This window comes from Mesorhizobium sp. USDA 4413, from assembly GCF_056280365.1.
The window spans coordinates 238,895-254,093 of sequence record NZ_JBVPRP010000001.1 but is presented as its reverse complement, the minus strand read 5'-3'; the positions used below and the strand labels follow the sequence as shown (position 1 = coordinate 254,093).

At 63.0% G+C, this 15,199-nt stretch carries 17 protein-coding genes; 6 read left to right on the top strand and 11 right to left on the bottom strand.

Annotated elements, in window-relative coordinates; translation table 11 throughout:
- Window positions 1–7: 7 nt before the first annotated feature.
- The 5 genes from ACVMIM_RS01310 to ACVMIM_RS01290 form a co-directional block, all read right to left on the bottom strand.
- Window positions 8–469 (bottom strand): RidA family protein, encoded by a 462-nt coding sequence (locus ACVMIM_RS01310; protein ID WP_476109913.1) that lies wholly within the window; start codon window positions 467–469, stop codon window positions 8–10.
- Between the two features lie 36 nt (window positions 470–505).
- Window positions 506–1,315 carry an amino acid ABC transporter ATP-binding protein gene (locus tag ACVMIM_RS01305; protein ID WP_476109911.1) on the bottom strand — a complete coding sequence of 270 codons (810 nt, stop codon included), beginning with the start codon at window positions 1,313–1,315 and terminating at the stop codon, window positions 506–508.
- A gap of 4 nt (window positions 1,316–1,319) precedes the next feature.
- Window positions 1,320–1,970: an amino acid ABC transporter permease gene (locus ACVMIM_RS01300; RefSeq protein ID WP_278052322.1), complete on the bottom strand. Its 651-nt coding sequence runs from the start codon at window positions 1,968–1,970 to the stop codon at window positions 1,320–1,322.
- A gap of 1 nt (window position 1,971) precedes the next feature.
- A complete protein-coding gene (locus ACVMIM_RS01295) occupies window positions 1,972–2,637 on the bottom strand; it encodes an amino acid ABC transporter permease (protein ID WP_476109909.1) in 666 nt (221 codons plus the stop codon).
- Between the two features lie 119 nt (window positions 2,638–2,756).
- Complete coding sequence (locus ACVMIM_RS01290; RefSeq protein WP_040998842.1) at window positions 2,757–3,629, bottom strand: transporter substrate-binding domain-containing protein; 873 nt, start codon at window positions 3,627–3,629, stop codon at window positions 2,757–2,759.
- 122 nt (window positions 3,630–3,751) lie between these two features.
- On the opposite strand from ACVMIM_RS01290, the gene ACVMIM_RS01285 reads away from it, so the two are divergent.
- A complete protein-coding gene (locus tag ACVMIM_RS01285; protein ID WP_476109907.1) occupies window positions 3,752–4,552 on the top strand; it encodes an IclR family transcriptional regulator in 801 nt (266 codons plus the stop codon).
- Window positions 4,553–4,674: 122 nt separating this feature from the next.
- Here the strand turns inward: ACVMIM_RS01285 and ACVMIM_RS01280 are convergent, their stop codons facing one another.
- Window positions 4,675–4,878 carry a YdcH family protein gene (locus tag ACVMIM_RS01280; RefSeq protein ID WP_126080812.1) on the bottom strand — a complete coding sequence of 68 codons (204 nt, stop codon included), beginning with the start codon at window positions 4,876–4,878 and terminating at the stop codon, window positions 4,675–4,677.
- Between the two features lie 237 nt (window positions 4,879–5,115).
- On the opposite strand from ACVMIM_RS01280, the gene ACVMIM_RS01275 reads away from it, so the two are divergent.
- The 3 genes from ACVMIM_RS01275 (at window position 5,116) to ACVMIM_RS01265 (ending at window position 7,663) form a co-directional block, all read left to right on the top strand.
- On the top strand, window positions 5,116–5,295 hold the full coding sequence (locus ACVMIM_RS01275; protein ID WP_040998838.1) for a YdcH family protein: 180 nt from the start codon (window positions 5,116–5,118) through the stop codon (window positions 5,293–5,295).
- Window positions 5,296–5,547: 252 nt separating this feature from the next.
- Complete coding sequence (ispG, locus tag ACVMIM_RS01270; RefSeq protein ID WP_476109904.1) at window positions 5,548–6,798, top strand: flavodoxin-dependent (E)-4-hydroxy-3-methylbut-2-enyl-diphosphate synthase; 1,251 nt, start codon at window positions 5,548–5,550, stop codon at window positions 6,796–6,798.
- Between the two features lie 4 nt (window positions 6,799–6,802).
- Window positions 6,803–7,663, top strand: a complete 861-nt coding sequence (locus tag ACVMIM_RS01265) for a transglycosylase SLT domain-containing protein (RefSeq protein WP_476109902.1) — start codon at window positions 6,803–6,805, stop codon at window positions 7,661–7,663.
- Window positions 7,664–7,744: 81 nt separating this feature from the next.
- Here ACVMIM_RS01265 and ACVMIM_RS01260 read toward each other — a convergent pair whose 3' ends face one another.
- From ACVMIM_RS01260 to ACVMIM_RS01250, 3 genes are all read right to left on the bottom strand, one after another.
- Window positions 7,745–10,090: a response regulator gene (locus tag ACVMIM_RS01260; RefSeq protein ID WP_476109901.1), complete on the bottom strand. Its 2,346-nt coding sequence runs from the start codon at window positions 10,088–10,090 to the stop codon at window positions 7,745–7,747.
- Window positions 10,091–10,280: 190 nt separating this feature from the next.
- The gene (locus ACVMIM_RS01255) at window positions 10,281–10,499 is read right to left on the bottom strand and encodes a hypothetical protein (protein ID WP_278052336.1); all 219 of its coding nucleotides are present in this window, start codon (window positions 10,497–10,499) and stop codon (window positions 10,281–10,283) included.
- Between the two features lie 14 nt (window positions 10,500–10,513).
- Window positions 10,514–10,837 carry a hypothetical protein gene (locus tag ACVMIM_RS01250; RefSeq protein WP_476109899.1) on the bottom strand — a complete coding sequence of 108 codons (324 nt, stop codon included), beginning with the start codon at window positions 10,835–10,837 and terminating at the stop codon, window positions 10,514–10,516.
- A 93-nt stretch (window positions 10,838–10,930) separates the two neighbouring features.
- Here ACVMIM_RS01250 and ACVMIM_RS01245 point away from each other — a divergent pair, with 93 nt between their 5' ends.
- Window positions 10,931–12,928, top strand: a complete 1,998-nt coding sequence (locus tag ACVMIM_RS01245) for a PAS domain S-box protein (RefSeq protein ID WP_476109897.1) — start codon at window positions 10,931–10,933, stop codon at window positions 12,926–12,928.
- Between the two features lie 36 nt (window positions 12,929–12,964).
- On the opposite strand, the gene ACVMIM_RS01240 is transcribed toward ACVMIM_RS01245, so the two are convergent.
- A complete protein-coding gene (locus ACVMIM_RS01240; protein ID WP_476109895.1) occupies window positions 12,965–13,537 on the bottom strand; it encodes an HXXEE domain-containing protein in 573 nt (190 codons plus the stop codon).
- A gap of 252 nt (window positions 13,538–13,789) precedes the next feature.
- Here ACVMIM_RS01240 and ACVMIM_RS01235 point away from each other — a divergent pair, with 252 nt between their 5' ends.
- Window positions 13,790–14,764, top strand: a complete 975-nt coding sequence (locus ACVMIM_RS01235) for an alpha/beta fold hydrolase (RefSeq protein ID WP_476109894.1) — start codon at window positions 13,790–13,792, stop codon at window positions 14,762–14,764.
- Window positions 14,765–14,840: 76 nt separating this feature from the next.
- Here the strand turns inward: ACVMIM_RS01235 and ACVMIM_RS01230 are convergent, their stop codons facing one another.
- Window positions 14,841–15,059 carry a tautomerase family protein gene (locus ACVMIM_RS01230; protein ID WP_476109892.1) on the bottom strand — a complete coding sequence of 73 codons (219 nt, stop codon included), beginning with the start codon at window positions 15,057–15,059 and terminating at the stop codon, window positions 14,841–14,843.
- Window positions 15,060–15,199 lie beyond the last annotated feature (140 nt).

Here is a 15,199-nt window from a genome sequence, read left to right as displayed (position 1 = left end):
CGTTAAGTCAGGCGGCGATCTCGACGACCGCTTCGATTTCGACGGTGATGTTTCGCGGCAGCGAGCCGACGCCGATCGCCGAGCGGGCATGGCCGCCGATCTTGTCGAAGACGTCGGCAAAAAGATCGGAGCAGCCATTGACCACTTTGGGGTGATCGCTGAAGGTCGGCGTCGCGTTGACGAAGCCGAGGAGCTTCACCACGCGCACGATGCGGCCGAGATCGCCCGCCGCCGCATGCATGACCGCAAGCAGGTTGAGGCCGGTGAGGCGGGCATGCTCATAAGCCTGCTCGACGGTGACGTCATCGCCCACCTTGCCGGTGCAAAGCGTGCCGTCGGCGCGCAACGGCCCCTGGCCCGAAAGAAAGATCAGTCGGCCGCTCTCGGCATGGGTGACGAAATTGGCGATAGGCGTGGGCGGCTCGGGCAGCGTCAGGCCGAGTTCGGCGAGCCGTATGTAAGGCGACATGGAAAGGGTACTCCTTGGATGGCCAGCCATCCGCTTTCAGAAATGCGAGGCGCGGAAACGCGCCAGAAATGTGCGGAGGCGCTCGTTGGTTATCTCCGCGGCAAGGATCTCCTTCGGCGGCCCAACCGCCGAGACGCCGCCATCGGCCATGAAGACGATGCGGCTGGAGGCATCGCGGGCGAAGGCCATCTCGTGCGTTACCATCACCATGGTCATGCCGTCCTCGGCGAGGCTCTTCACCACGGCCAGCACCTCGCCGACGAGCTCCGGATCGAGCGCCGAAGTGATCTCGTCGAGCAGCAGGATCTTCGGTTCCATGGCGACGGCGCGGGCAATGCCGACGCGCTGCTGCTGGCCGCCGGACAATTCGGCAGGCAGGCTGTCGGCCTTGTGGGCGAGGCCGACGCGACCCAGCCAATGCTCGGCGATCGAGCGCGCTTCCGAACTGCTCTTGCCACGCACTTTGGTCAGCCCGAGCATGATGTTGCCGGCCGCCGTAAGATGCGGAAACAGGTTGAAGCTCTGGAACACCATGCCCGTCTCCGCGCGCATGGCTGCCAAATCGCGTTCGCTGCGCCGCTGGCGCGTGCCGGAGTTGCGAGCAGGACCGGGGCGGAAGCCGACCTCCTTGCCGTCGATGCGGATGGAGCCGCTGTCATAGCTTTCCAAGAAGTTGACGCAGCGCAGCAGCGTGGTCTTGCCGCTGCCGGAAGGGCCGATGATGGTGACCACCTCGCCCTTGTCCACTTGCAAGCTGACCGAACGCAGCACGGCGACAGATCCGAAGGATTTCGAGACCTCGGCGATGTCCAGAAGCGCTGGGCTGTTGTTGGAGCTGGTGGCCATGGCGTTAGTCCCGGATGAAGGCGAAGCGCCGCTCCAGCCTGCGGCTGGCATAGGAGAGCGCATAATTGACGGCGAAATAGATCAGGGCGCCGAGGATATAGAGCGGCATTGCCTCATAGGTGCGTCCGATCACTTGATTGATCGCCTGCATCAAATCGGTAATGCCGAGCAGCGAAACCAGCGCACTGCCCTTCACGGCATCGGTAACGCCATTGATCCAGGGCGGCAGGAAGCGGCGGAAGGCCTGCGGGAAGATCACCGAGGTGAGGCGCTGGCGGAAGGTGAGGCCGATCGCCATCGCCGCTTCCGACTGGCCTTTTGGAATCGACGCGACGGCACCGCGGACATATTCGACGACTTGTGCCGTCTTGAACAAGGTCAGCGCCAGCACCGCTGCCCAGAAGGACTGAAGATGCACGCCGACCGCGGGCAGGCCGTAATAGACGAAGAACATCAGCACCAGGATCGGGATGCCGCGGATGGTGTCCGAGAAGATGCGCACCACCCAGCGCAGCGGCGCCGGCCCGTAGACCAGGCCGACGCCCAGCAGGACCCCGGCGATCAAAGACAGGACCACGACCAGCAGCGAGACCCATAGGGTCACGGCGAAGCCTTCGGCAAGGAACGGCAGGGCATAAAGGATCTGGCTCAGCATCTCAGCGCGCCGTCCTGAACCGGCGCTCGACCAACCTGAGCGCAAACAGCAAGGTATAGCCGGTCACCAGATACATCGCTGTCGTCACCAGATAGACCTCGACGATGCGGAAGGTGTTGAAGTTGATCCACTGGGCCCCGTAAGTGAGCTCGGGTACCGAAATCACCGAGGCGATCGAGGTGTCCTTGAACAGCGAGATGAAGGTGTTGGACAGTGCCGGCAGGGTGATGCGCAGCATCGTCGGCAGGCGTACATGGATCAGGCGCTGCCATGGAGTAAGGCCGATCGCCTTGCCGGCGTCGAGCTGGCCGCGCGGCACGGCTTCCAGGCCCGAGCGGAACACCTCAACCAGATAGGCGCCGCTATAGACCGATAGCGTCAGGACAAAAGAGGTGGGCGCACTGTAGGCCAAGTCTATGACCGTGGGCACGCCGTAGAAAACGAGGTAGACCAGCAGGATCAGCGGTACGTTTCGGATGAATTCGACGTAAGCCGCGATGATGGCGCGCACAACGCGCCCGGCCGAGACATACCAGATGGCCAGCACCAGGCCGATGACGATGCCGATGGCGATCGAGATGACGGCAAGCTCGAGGCTGAGCAAGAGCCCGCCCCACAGCTTGTCGAAATGCCGCCAGATCAGGTTGAAATTGAGCGTGTAGCCCATGCATCCGTCTCAATGGCTCGCGGCGACGAACACAGGTTTCGTCACCCCACGGCCGAGTCGAGGAGAAACAGGCGGAAGCGCGGTAAACGCCCTTCCGCCGGCTTGGTCGTTCCGCCCGGTTAGATGACCGGGAAGCCCGGATGGCGCGGCGGCGGTTCCTGGCCGAAATATTCCTTGAAAGCGGCGTCATAGAGCGCCGTCTCGTGGCCGAACATGGCGATGGTGAAGGTCTGGTTGACATAGGTCAGCCAGTCGAGGTCGCCTTGCCTGACGGCGGCGCCGTAAAGCATCGAATACCAGCTCTTGCCGGCGTCGAAATATTTGTCCGGATTGCGCGAGGCGAGCCAGCGTACCGTCGACAGATCGACAGCGGCGGCGTCGACGCGCTTCGATTCCAGCGCCTGCAGGACGTTGGCCTGGGTGTCGATCTGCATCACCTGCGCCTGCGGCAGGGCGAAATGCACCGAGCTTTCGGCGTCGACATTCTGCAGGATCGAGATGCGCGTGTTGGCGCCATTCGCCAGGAGCTTGTCGAAGGTCTTGTTTTCGGAGCCGGGCAGCGTCAGCAACGCGACACCTTCGACATAGTAGGGCCGCGAAAAATGGATCAGCTGCGAGCGCTGCGCGGTCATGGTCATGAACTGGATGGTGATGTCGACCTTGTTGGTCGTCACGTTCGGGATCCGCTGCGCCGGGTCCTGGGTGACGAATTCGACCTTGGTCGGGTCGTCGAAAAGGCCCTTGGCGAGGATGCGGCCCATGGTGATGTCCATGCCGACCAATTCCCCGGCGTCGTTCTCGAAATGCCACGGCGCGTTGGTGCTGCCGGTGCCGACGATCAGCTTGCCGCGATCGAGCGCAGTGCGCAGCACGCTGTCGGACGCGGCTTGCGCGGCGGCTTTCTCGGCGCTGACGGCGGTGAGCGCGCCGGCGGTGGCCAGCCCCGCCATTCCCAGTTTCAGAAAATCACGTCTGCCGGATGTGTCGTTCACGGCGACCTCCTTTGATGGTGTGTTCCCCAATGCAGCAGAAATACGCATCGCAATCAGCGATTGTCTCTTACAAGAGACGTGTGTATCCTGTACAAGACAGATACTAGCACGAGGAACCGACAATGCAAGAGAGTGAGACGCTGACCGGGTGGCCGAGCGAAGGCGCTGGCGAAGAGCGGCCGGCAGGCTCGCGCGAGAAGGGCCTCAACAGGGTCCTGAACATGCTGGAGTTCCTGCATGCCAACCAGCGCGCGATCAGTATCGGCGAACTGGCAAAGGGGCTGAACGCGCCGCGCTCGACCACCTACACGCTGGTGCGCGAGCTCGTCGAAGCCGGGCTCTTGGAAATGGCCGGAGACGGCAATCGCGTCTATTTCGGCAAGAAACTCTATCTCTATGGGATGGCCTATATGCGGGGCAACGATCTGCTCAGGCGCGGCCGTCAGGAGGTCGACGCGCTGTCGCGCGAGACCGGCGAGACGTCCGAGCTCTGCATGCTGCAGAGCGGCCGGTACACCATCATCCACTCAAGCCCGGGCACCAGGCCGTTTCGCATCAGCTCGGCCACCGGCCTGCAGATTCCGCTGCCATGGACGGCGTCCGGCCGGTTGCTGCTGGCCGGTCTTGATCGCAGCCGGATCGAAGCAATGGTCACGGAAGACGATCTCGTGCTGCCGGACGGCCGCAAGGTCGAGCTCGATGACTTCATCGATGACATCGCGCGGGCGCGCGTCACCGGCTATTGCGTCACGTCAGGCCTGGTCGACGCCTATACCAAATGCCTGGCGGCGCCCGTGTTCTCGGCGCCTGGCAAGGTCGAGGCGACGATGTGCCTGGTGGTGCCGATCGACACATCGGAGGCGCGGACCGGCGAATTGGTCGCGCTGCTGCGTGAACGCGCCGCCCGGCTTTCTATCTCTTAGAGCGTTTCACCGTTTCACGGAAACGGCTAACCGCTCTCTCCTTGTTTTACGCAATTCCGAACGGAAAACCGCTCGCACTATTCCTGGAATTGCTCTAGGCGGAGCGCGGGGAAGCTGCCCGCTCAGGCGATGATGTCGGGAATGATGCGGTCTTCCAGCGCCGACAGCCGGTCTTTCAGTATCAGCTTCTTTTTCTTCATGCGCTGGATCTGAAGCGGGTCACAGCCTGTGGCGATCATCGCGTTGATGGCGGCGTCGAAATCGGCGTGTTCCTGTTTGAGCCGGGAATATTCGAGGCGTATTTCAGCCTGTTCCTGTTCGGACATTATCTACCGTCTGCGTATGCATCGCCCAAGCGGGCTGTCTGGGCGGGGCCGGTGTGTCTGTTTGTAGCCGGCGCGCAGCCCTTATCACATTTCACTTTGTCGTGGAATGCTACCACGTGGCATTCGACATCGAGATCGGTTGGTGGCAAACTGTCATGGTGCCGTCACAGTCGCAACCTGCGGTGGACGTGCCTGTGACGGCTGCAATCGAGGAAACCATGAAAGGGAGAACCAATCATGTCTCTTGCATCCCATCTTGATGAGCTGCAGCGAAAGCACGGCGATATCGAGCGCGAACTTATCGACGCGATGAACCATCCTTCGGTAGACGACCTCGAGATCGCCACTCTCAAGCGGCGCAAGTTGGCAATCAAGGACGAGATTGAAAAGCTGAAGGCGAAACCGACCGCACACTGAAACTCCTCTAAGCACCATAACCGCTCCCGCCGCGGTGCAGCCTGCCGGTGGCAAGAACTGCCACCGGCTTGGTGATTTGTACTGAATCTCCTCACCGTTTTGGGCGCGTATCTCGTGACCCGATGCTCCTTCGAGCCGCATGGCGGCCGATCGGGAGCAGCGGATTTGCTGGCCTTGCCCGGCGCTTGCCATTGACAAGCCATCTTTGCTCCGCCACCTCATGCCCGGAACTTTCAGATGAAGGCGGCCGGCATGACCGGATATTTTTCCTCTCCCTTCCCGCGGCGAATGTCGGTCGGCGTGTCGGTCGGCGGCGTGATCGTCGGCGGCGGCGCCCCGGTCGTCGTGCAGTCGATGACCAACACCGACACGGCCGATGTCGACCAGACCGTCGCCCAGGTCGCGGCGCTGCACCGCGCCGGCTCGGAAATCGTGCGCATCACCGTCGACCGCGACGAGAGCGCGGCCGCGGTTCCGCGCATCCATGAGCGGCTGGTGCGGCTCGGCATCGACGTGCCGCTGGTCGGCGACTTCCACTATATCGGCCACAAGCTCCTCGCCGACCATCCGGCCTGCGCCGAGGTGCTGGCCAAATACCGCATCAATCCCGGCAATGTCGGCTTCAAGGAAAAGAAGGACCGCCAGTTCGCGGCGATCGTCGAAATGGCGATCAAACACGACAAACCGGTCCGCATCGGCGTCAATTGGGGCTCGCTCGACCAGGAGCTTTTGACCCGGCTGATGGACGACAACCAGGCGAAGGGCTCGCCGCTCACCGCGCAGGAGGTCACGCGCGAGGCGATCGTGCAGTCGGCGATCCTGTCTGCCGAGATGGCGGAAGAGATCGGGCTTGGCCGCGACAAGATCATCCTGTCGGCCAAGGTCAGCGGCGTGCAGGACCTGATCGCCGTCTACACCGAGCTCGCCACCCGCTCCGACCACGCGCTGCATCTCGGTCTCACCGAAGCCGGCATGGGCACCAAGGGCATCGTCGCCTCTTCGGCGGCGATGGGCATCCTGCTGCAGCAGGGCATCGGCGACACGATCCGCATCTCGCTGACGCCGGAGCCGAATGGCGACCGCACGCGCGAGGTGCAGGTATCGCAGGAACTGCTGCAGACCATGGGCTTCCGGCAGTTCGTGCCGATCGTCGCGGCCTGCCCCGGCTGCGGCCGCACCACGTCCACCGTCTTCCAGGAGCTTGCCCAGAGCATCCAGGCCGACATCCGCAAGAACATGCCGGTGTGGCGCGAGAAATATCCCGGCGTCGAGAACCTCAAAGTCGCGGTGATGGGCTGCATCGTCAACGGCCCCGGCGAATCCAAGCATGCCGATATCGGCATATCGCTGCCCGGCACCGGCGAGACGCCGACGGCGCCGGTCTTCATCGACGGCAAGAAGGCGGCGACGCTGCGCGGCCCCTCGATCGCGCAGGATTTCGAGAAGATGGTCGCCGACTATATCGAGCAGCGCTACGGACACGGCAAAGCAGCGGCCGAGTAGGCCGATGCAGCGCTTCCTCACGGTGATCCTGGCCTTGCTTTGCAGCTTGGGCTGGGTGGCGGCCGCATCCGCCGACCCGCCGCAGTCGAAATCGGCTGCCAAACGGCTGATCAACCGCGTCTGCGATCTGATCGAAACCCAGGCCCAACAGAATGGCCTGCCCAAGGATTTCTTCGCCAGGCTGATCTGGAAGGAAAGCCGCTTCGATCCGAACGCGGTGAGCCCGGTCGGCGCCGAAGGCATCGCACAATTCATGCCCGGCACCGCCAAGATGCGAGGCCTGGCCAATTCCTTCGATATCGAGCAGGCGATCCCCGCCTCGGCGAAATATCTCGCCGAGATGAAGGCAGGCTACGGCAATCTCGGCCTCGCGGCGGCGGCCTATAATGCCGGCGAGAACCGCGTATCGCGCTGGCTCGCCTCCGGCGGCTTCCTGCCGATGGAGACGGAAAGCTATGTCTTCGACATCATGGGCGAGCCCGTCGACAAGTTTTCCGATAAATCCTATGCCGGCACCGTCCAGCCGCTCGACCCCAAAATGAGCTTCGCGGTCGCCTGCCGCCGGCTGCCGGTGATCATGTCGCGGACCGTCGCCATGGCCTCGATCAACGTCAAGCCGTGGGGCGTGCAGGTGGCCGGCAATTTCCGCCGCTCGGCGGCGATCGGCCAATGGCTAAGGGTCAAAAGCCGGTTCCCGGCGCTGCTCGCCAGCCATGACCCGGTGGTGAGCCGGGTGCGCACGCCGATCGGCCGGCGTGGCATCTATGCGGTCAGGATCGGCGCCGACTCGCGGGCCGAGGCCAACGGCATCTGCAACAGGCTGCAAAGTGTCGGCGGCGCATGCGTGGTGATGCGCAACCGATAACTCGCGTCGCAAGGATATTGGAGGCACTGGCAGTGCAACGGGGCGCGAAGGAACTCTGCGTTTGATCGTTGCCAGTAAGTCTTATGCGATGGAGGCAATTACCGTCTTCGCCGCCACCGTCTCGCTGAGCCAGGTGCCGATCTTGGCGCCGAGGCGGTCGGGCGAGACCGGCTTGGGCAGATAGTCGTCCATGCCGGCTTCGATGCATTTTTCGCGGTCGCCCTTCAGCGCATGCGCGGTGACGCCGATGATCGGCGTGTGATCGCCGCTCCGTTCTTCGATGGCGCGGATGGCGCGGGTCGCCTCATAGCCGTTCATCTCCGGCATGGAGACGTCCATCAGCACCAGGCGGGGGCGCAGCGAGCGATACATCTCGACCGCCGTTCGGCCATTGCCGGCGATGCGGTAGCTGAGGCCGAAGCCGTTGAGGATCTGGCCGAAGACCAGCTGGTTCACCTCATTGTCCTCGGCGATCAGGATGTCGATCGGACCGCTCGGCGCGGCGGTCGATTCCGGCGCCGCCGGCACGGGCACCGCCGGGCCGCGGATGACGGTGAAGGCCGGCGGCGCCTGCGCCGCGGCCGGCTCGCGCACGAAATGCGCTTTGGCGCCCTGGGTGCGCGCCTTCTGGATGGCGGAGATCACGGTGCCCAGCAGGACCGCCGAACGCGCCGGCTTGGTGAGATGCGCGGCGATGCCGAAATCGATGACCATCCTGCCGAAATCGACCTGGTCGACCGAGGTGAGCAGCACGACGGGGATTGAGGAAAGCCGGCTGTCGGCGGCGATGGCTTTCGCGACATCCGCGCCGTTCATCCCGGGCATCTGATAGTCGAGGATGATGCAGTCGACTGAGGCGCCGAGCTGGCAGGCGCGGTCGAGGAAGGCGAGGCCGACGGCACCGCTTTCGGCCGCCGCGCAGTCGAAGCTCCAGCTTCTGAGCTGCTCCAGCAGGATCTCGCGGTTGACCGGGTTGTCGTCGATGACCAGCACCCGGGCGCCGGTGACGTCGACCGGCACCAGTTCGTCGCGCGACTGCTGGCTGTGCGCCGGCAGCGGCACGGCGAACCAGAACACGGAGCCGCGGCCGATCTCGCTTTCGACGCCGATCTTGCCGCCCATCAGGTCGACGAGACGGGCGGATATGGCGAGGCCAAGCCCGGTGCCTTCGTGGCGGCGGGTCGAGGAGCCGTCGACCTGGGCGAATTTCTCGAACACGCTTTGCAGTTTTTCGGCCGGGATGCCGATGCCGGTGTCCTCGACGCGGACCTTGAGCTGGACCACGCCATCGACGACATCGCCGCCGACATCGACCAGGACATGACCCTTTTCGGTGAATTTCACGGCATTGCCGAGCAGGTTGGTGACGATCTGGCGGAAGCGCCCGGCATCGCCGACGACGAAGGCCGGCAGGCGCGGGTCGACGCGCACGATGAGCTCGAGGTTCTTTTCGGCGACGCGCGCCGATACCAGCGTCGCCACGTCCTCGACCGCTTCGGCGAGGCGGAAGGGAGCGAGATCGAGCGTCAGCTGGCCGGCATTGATCTTCGAGAAATCGAGGATGTCGTTGATGATGGTGAGTAGCGCGTTGCCGGATTTGACGATGACGTCGGTAAAGGTCTTCTGGCGCGGCGTCAGATCCGTCTTGGCAAGCAGCTCGGCCATGCCGAGCACGCCGTTCATCGGCGTGCGGATCTCATGGCTCATATTGGCGAGGAATTCCGACTTGGCGCGGTCGGCGGCCTCGGCCTTGAACAAGGACGCGGCGGTCTCGGCGAAGGCGCGGCGGATAGCGTTCTCCATCGGCCGGAAAATCAGAACCGCCGCGATGGCGAGCACGGCGAACAAAAGTCCGCTCGCCCACAGGAGCAGCCGGTCGCTGGAGGCATCGGCGAGGCGACGCTCCTCGTCCAGCGCGGTGCGTACCTTCACCAGCATAGGCTGGGCGAAAAGGTCGTTCTGGTTGCGGATTTCGCGGTAGCTCCACTCGTCAACTTTCTGGGCGACCGCCATCAGGTTGAAGTTGCGCACCATGTCGCGCGCCGACCAGAACAGGTCGCCGTTGACCGAAGACGTATCGAGCGCGTTCAGGGTGCCCTTCGACAGGCGCGGCCTGATCGCGGCAAGCTGGGCGTTCAGGATGCCGATCTCGGTCATCAGGCGTTCGGAATGGCCGCGCGCGGCGGCGGTCAACGCATCGCGCGTCTCGCTGCGCCAGGCGGTGCCGGTCGTCTCGGCGAAATTGGTGGCGTTGCGCAGGTCGCGGGCGAAGATGACGAAATTGCCGCTGAGGGCATCGACCTCGTGACGGTACGAATTCACACGGTTGAGCGCGAACATGATGGCGGCCGAGGCCAGCGCGAAGACAAGCAGTCCCGAAATGTAGCGGATCCGGATCGACCGGAGAAAGGAAGAATATTCCGGCATGCGCAACCCCAACACATACGCACAATTTTAATGGCCGGGATTACGCTTGATTTACATTAAGATTTCGTTGGTGTGGCAGGGTGGCGGACCCTTGCAGCTTCTCGAAACAAAGGCGACGATCGCTTTCGCGACAGGCTAGGTCAGGCGCATTGCTAATCCGGGCAGTGCTTTGCAGCCGAACGGCGGATCGTCAATCCAGCGTATCGGAGAGGATCCGGTTTCCTTTGCGCAGTGTGATCCGCCGTTGAGGATGCTCGTCTCTCGCAGCTTGAAAAATGGCGCGGGCAAGCTGGGCTGTAACGGCGCGTGCAAGAACCCGTTCGATGATCTCATGGCTTTCGGCGTGCCAGAGTTCGACACGATAGGGCAGCGCTTCTGCCGAACGGGAAGAGTTGGCGCTCCGTGTCATAGACAGGCCTCTGCCTAATTCGTCGGACCGTTCCATCTCGAAACGAAATTGTTCTTGTGTCGCAAAGTGACGTAGCGGTCCGGATGCTCACGCGTCGCTGCGTAGTAAGCGGCGTAGCCGATGCTGGCATTGGCCGTGACAGCAAGAACTTGTTCGACCCCGCTCTTGGCGGCGTTCCACAACTCGACCCTATACGGGAGTTCGTCATGCTCGGCAGATCCGAGTTCATGGGGGACGGGATTCTCGTCTTCGTCTCCAGGCTCGTTTTCCGGAGCAAAGCTGTACAAATAGCCCGAGTTTCTCAGATTGGATGCGAATGCAGATGAATATGTCGCCATTGGTCCAAGCTTGTTGCTATGCCGGATAGGCGCGCCTATGCTGCTGGACGACCCTGCTTAATGCGAGCGTAGAACGCGGGTTGGACAATGCCATTGATCACAACCGACGCGCAACATCTTTCCGACAGCCATCGCCTCGAATTCTTCATCGACGCTGTTGCCGATTATGCGATCTATACGCTTGATGCGGAGGGCTTCATCACCAGCTGGAATGCCGGCGCCGAGAAAATAAAGGGCTATGCGGCCCCGGAGATCCTCGGGCAGCATTTTTCCCGGTTCTTCACGGCCGAAGATCAGGCGAACGCCGTTCCTGACAAGATGCTTGCCGCGGCAAAGGAGGAGGGAAGGTACGAGGCCGAGGGCTGGCGGGTGCGCAAGGACGGGACCAGATTCTGGTCGAGTAGCGTTGTTCAACGGGTCGTGGACCGGAACGCCGTTCTCCTGGGCTACGCGAAGATCACGCGAGACATCACCGAGCGGGTGGCCGCGCATCAGTCGCTGCTGCAGAGCGAGCGGCGCTTCCGCATCCTAGTCGACGGCGTGACCGACTATGCCATCTACATGCTTGATCCAAGCGGCACGATCACCAATTGGAACGTTGGCGCCGAGCGGCTGAAAGGCTACACCGCCGAGGAAATCGTGGGGCAGCATTTCTCCAAATTCTATACCCGTGAAGAACGCGCAAAAGGCACGCCGCTCCGCGTCCTCGAAGCAGCCATGCAGAACGGGCGGTATGAAGGCGAGGGCTGGCGCGTACGCAAGGATGGCAGCCATTTCTGGGCGTCGGTTGTCGTTACCCCGATTCATAACGACGCAGGCCAGCTCGAAGGATTCGCCAAGGTTACGCGCGACATCACCGAACGCCGTGCGGCGCACGAAGCTTTGCGTCAAAGCGAGCGCCAGTTCCGCCTCCTGGTGAGCGGCGTGACCGATTACGCGCTTTTCATGCTGGATCCCAACGGGCTGGTGACCAGCTGGAACGCCGGTGCGGAGCGCATCAAGGGTTATACGGCCGAAGAAATCATCGGTCAGCACTTCTCCCGTTTTTACACGGAGCATGATCGCGCCGCCGGTTTACCTGGCCGCGCGCTCTATACGGCAACGCGCGACGGACGCTTCGAAACCGAGGGCCATCGCGTCCGCAAGGACGGGACGCTGTTCTGGGCGAATGTCGTGATCGATCCGATCCGCGACGAGCGAGGAGAGCTGATCGGTTTCGCCAAGATCACGCGCGACATCACTGGTCGGCGCGATGCGGAAGTCGCACTCCGGCAGGCGCAAGCGCAACGCGCTCATGCCCAGAAAATGGATGCGCTCGGTCAATTGACCGGCAGCATCGTGCATGATTTCAACAACCTGCTCACGGTGGTCGACAGCTACGTCCGCAAGGTGAAGAACGCCGGCGTCGATCCCGAAATGAAGCAGGCGACCGAATCCGTGGAGCTTGCGCTCCAGCGCGGCGCCGGATTGACGCGTCAGCTGCTGGCCTTCTCGCGCAAGCATGCTGCCCGCGCCGAGGTCGTATCACTGGCAGAGCGGGTGGAAGCCGTTCGTGGAATGATAGCGGGCTCCATGCGCAAGTCGGTGAAGCTGGTTGCCGCTGTCGGACCCGAAACCTGGCCAGTGAAGGTCGACCCTGGCGAACTGGAGCTTGGTCTCGTCAACATTGCCTTCAATGCGCGGGACGCCATGCCTGACGGTGGCCTGGTAACGATCACGGCGGAGAACATGCTGCTATCCGGCGGCGACAACGCAGCCGGCCTGCAAGGCGAATTCGTCGCATTACGGGTGACCGACACAGGCATCGGAATTGCGCCAGACCTGCTTCCGCAGGTTTTCGAACCGTTCTTCACGACCAAAGGGCCCGAGAAGGGCACAGGCCTCGGCCTCGCACAGGTCTACGGTTTCGCGCAGCAGTCCGGCGGCGCGGTCACGATCGACAGCGAAGTTGGCAAGGGCACGATCGTGACGATCTATTTGCCGCGGGTCGATATGGCGGCCGCCGCACCGGGCGCGGAGCCAATACAGCCGGCCAGCGCGAATGTGGTGCCATTGAGGACAAAGGGACGTTTTGCCGGGGATCAAGGCTGATCGGCCGGGCTGCTGCGCTGGACGTCGCCGGAGATGCTACGAGGCGGCGACAAGAGAGCGGTATTGGGCGGCCACCACCGCAATGATCGCCAGGTGAAGCAGGATCGCGAGCGCTGCACCGACCAATTGCGGGGCAAGACCTTCCGTCCAGCCGATGATCCAGATCGTTGCGACGCCCAGCGGCAAAAACAAAACGACGCTGGTGACGAGGCCGGGATTGTATTTGCCGAGCCGCGCCGATGTGACGAGATGCGCGAGCGCGTTCACGACCACGACATAGGGGGCAACCAGGCCCCAAGCGGGTCCCCATAGGAATGCCGCATAAAGAGCCAAGAGGTTGATGCCCCAGACAAACGGCAGGTTGATGACGAGAACCGAGGCGACGGTAAGAGCGTCACGGCCGCCGAAGACATGCGCGTTCGCGAATTTGCGGAACCGGTCGCCGGTGTGCTCTTCGACCTGATGGGCCATGTAGACCGGGCTGTGCAGGAAGATCAGGAACACCGGCAGAGGAAGCGATACAACCGGCGCGGCCGCCATAAGCGATGCTGCCATGAACCCTGCACCAATGACCCAATAATCGGCCAGCCAGGCTTGCAGCTTAAGCATTGGTTCCCGGCATCCTCCGGCATTTGTCAGCCGGCGATCTTGCACGAATGGATGCGCATCACCAGACCCATTCGAGCGTATGGACGCCCTGGCGCTCCCTGACGACGCCGGACGTTGACTGCCGCGACCGTCCCTGAGACAGTCAAACAAGATGCGCTCCTCCGAAACTTGGCACGCCATTGGTCAGCCGGCCGTTGCGGCCTCTGGCCAGCCGCCATGTATCGGAGGTGGAAACCAGCACGCGAGGTGGCCGTGAGCGAACCTGCACAGCGAATAGTCGAGACCAACGGCATCCGCCTCAACATCGCGGAGCTCGGAGACGGTCCTCTCGTGCTTTTGTGCCATGGCTTTCCCGAATCCTGGTATTCCTGGCGCCATCAGTTGAGCGCGCTTGCGGCAGCGGGTTTTCGCGCCGTCGCCCCCGACATGCGGGGCTACGGCAAGAGCGATCGGCCGGAAGCGATCGACCAGTACACGCTCTTTCATCTGGTCGGCGACATGGTGGGTCTTCTCGACGACCTCGGAGCCTCCACCTCCGTCATCGTCGGCCACGACTGGGGCGCGGCCGTGGCCTGGCATGCGGCGCTGCTGCGACCGGACCGCTTCCGCGCCGTCATCGGCCTCAGCGTGCCGTTCCGGCCGCGCGCCAAGGCGCGCCCGACAAGCCTCATGCCGCGAACGGCGGATTCCCAATTCTACCAGCTTTATTTCCAACAGCCCGGCGTTGCCGAGGCAGAGCTGGAACGAGACCCGCGGGCCACGGTGCGCACCATGCTCTACGCTGTGTCGGGAGATGCGTCAGACGGCGGCGCAGGAATGGCCATGGTCCCGCACGGCGGAGGTCTTCTGCAAGCCCTCGCGGCGCCTGCGAGCCTGCCGCATTGGCTCAATGAAGGCGACATCGATTTCTACGCCGGCGAGTTTCGGCGCACCGGCTTTGCCGGGGGTCTCAACTGGTACCGCAACATCGACCGGAACTGGGAATTGATGGCGCCCTTTGCAGGCGCGCGGATCAGGGTTCCAGCACTCTACATTGCGGGCGACCGCGACCTGGTGGTCGCCTTCCCCGGCATGGATCAACTGCTGGCCAATCTCAGGAATTTCGTCCCGCAAATCCGCGATACACTCATGCTGCCGGGATGCGGGCATTGGACCCAGCAGGAGCGGCCGGGCGAGGTCAACGCCGCGATGATCGATTTCCTCCGGAGCTTGCCGAACCAGAGCTGATCCAAGGCAAAGCGAGTATCGGCCCCGACACGGAAAGTTGGGCGTGCTGCTCGGCAAGCGACTCGCCCGGTTCAAGTCAGGCATTATCCTTGTCCCGGTAGGCGTCGGGAAGAATGAAGACCTCGTCGGCGCGGCCGTAGCCTCCGTCGGGAACTTCCTCGATCAGCACCATGGTGTAGGGACGCACGCCTTCGCCGAAATAGTCGACGAACATCTGCGTGGTCTTGTGGACGAGGTCCTCCTTCTGCGCCTTTGTGAGGGCGGCCTCAGGCATCTTGAAGTTAGCGAAGGGCATTTCCAGGTTCCTTTCGGGTTGGATATCACAGCTCCGGACGAAGGCGGCCGGCGAGGCGTCATCGGCCGGACCGATCTCCGTTCGTTGTCCTGGAGCGGATATAGACTGCTGCGGATCCCGGATAATCACCCGGCTATCGA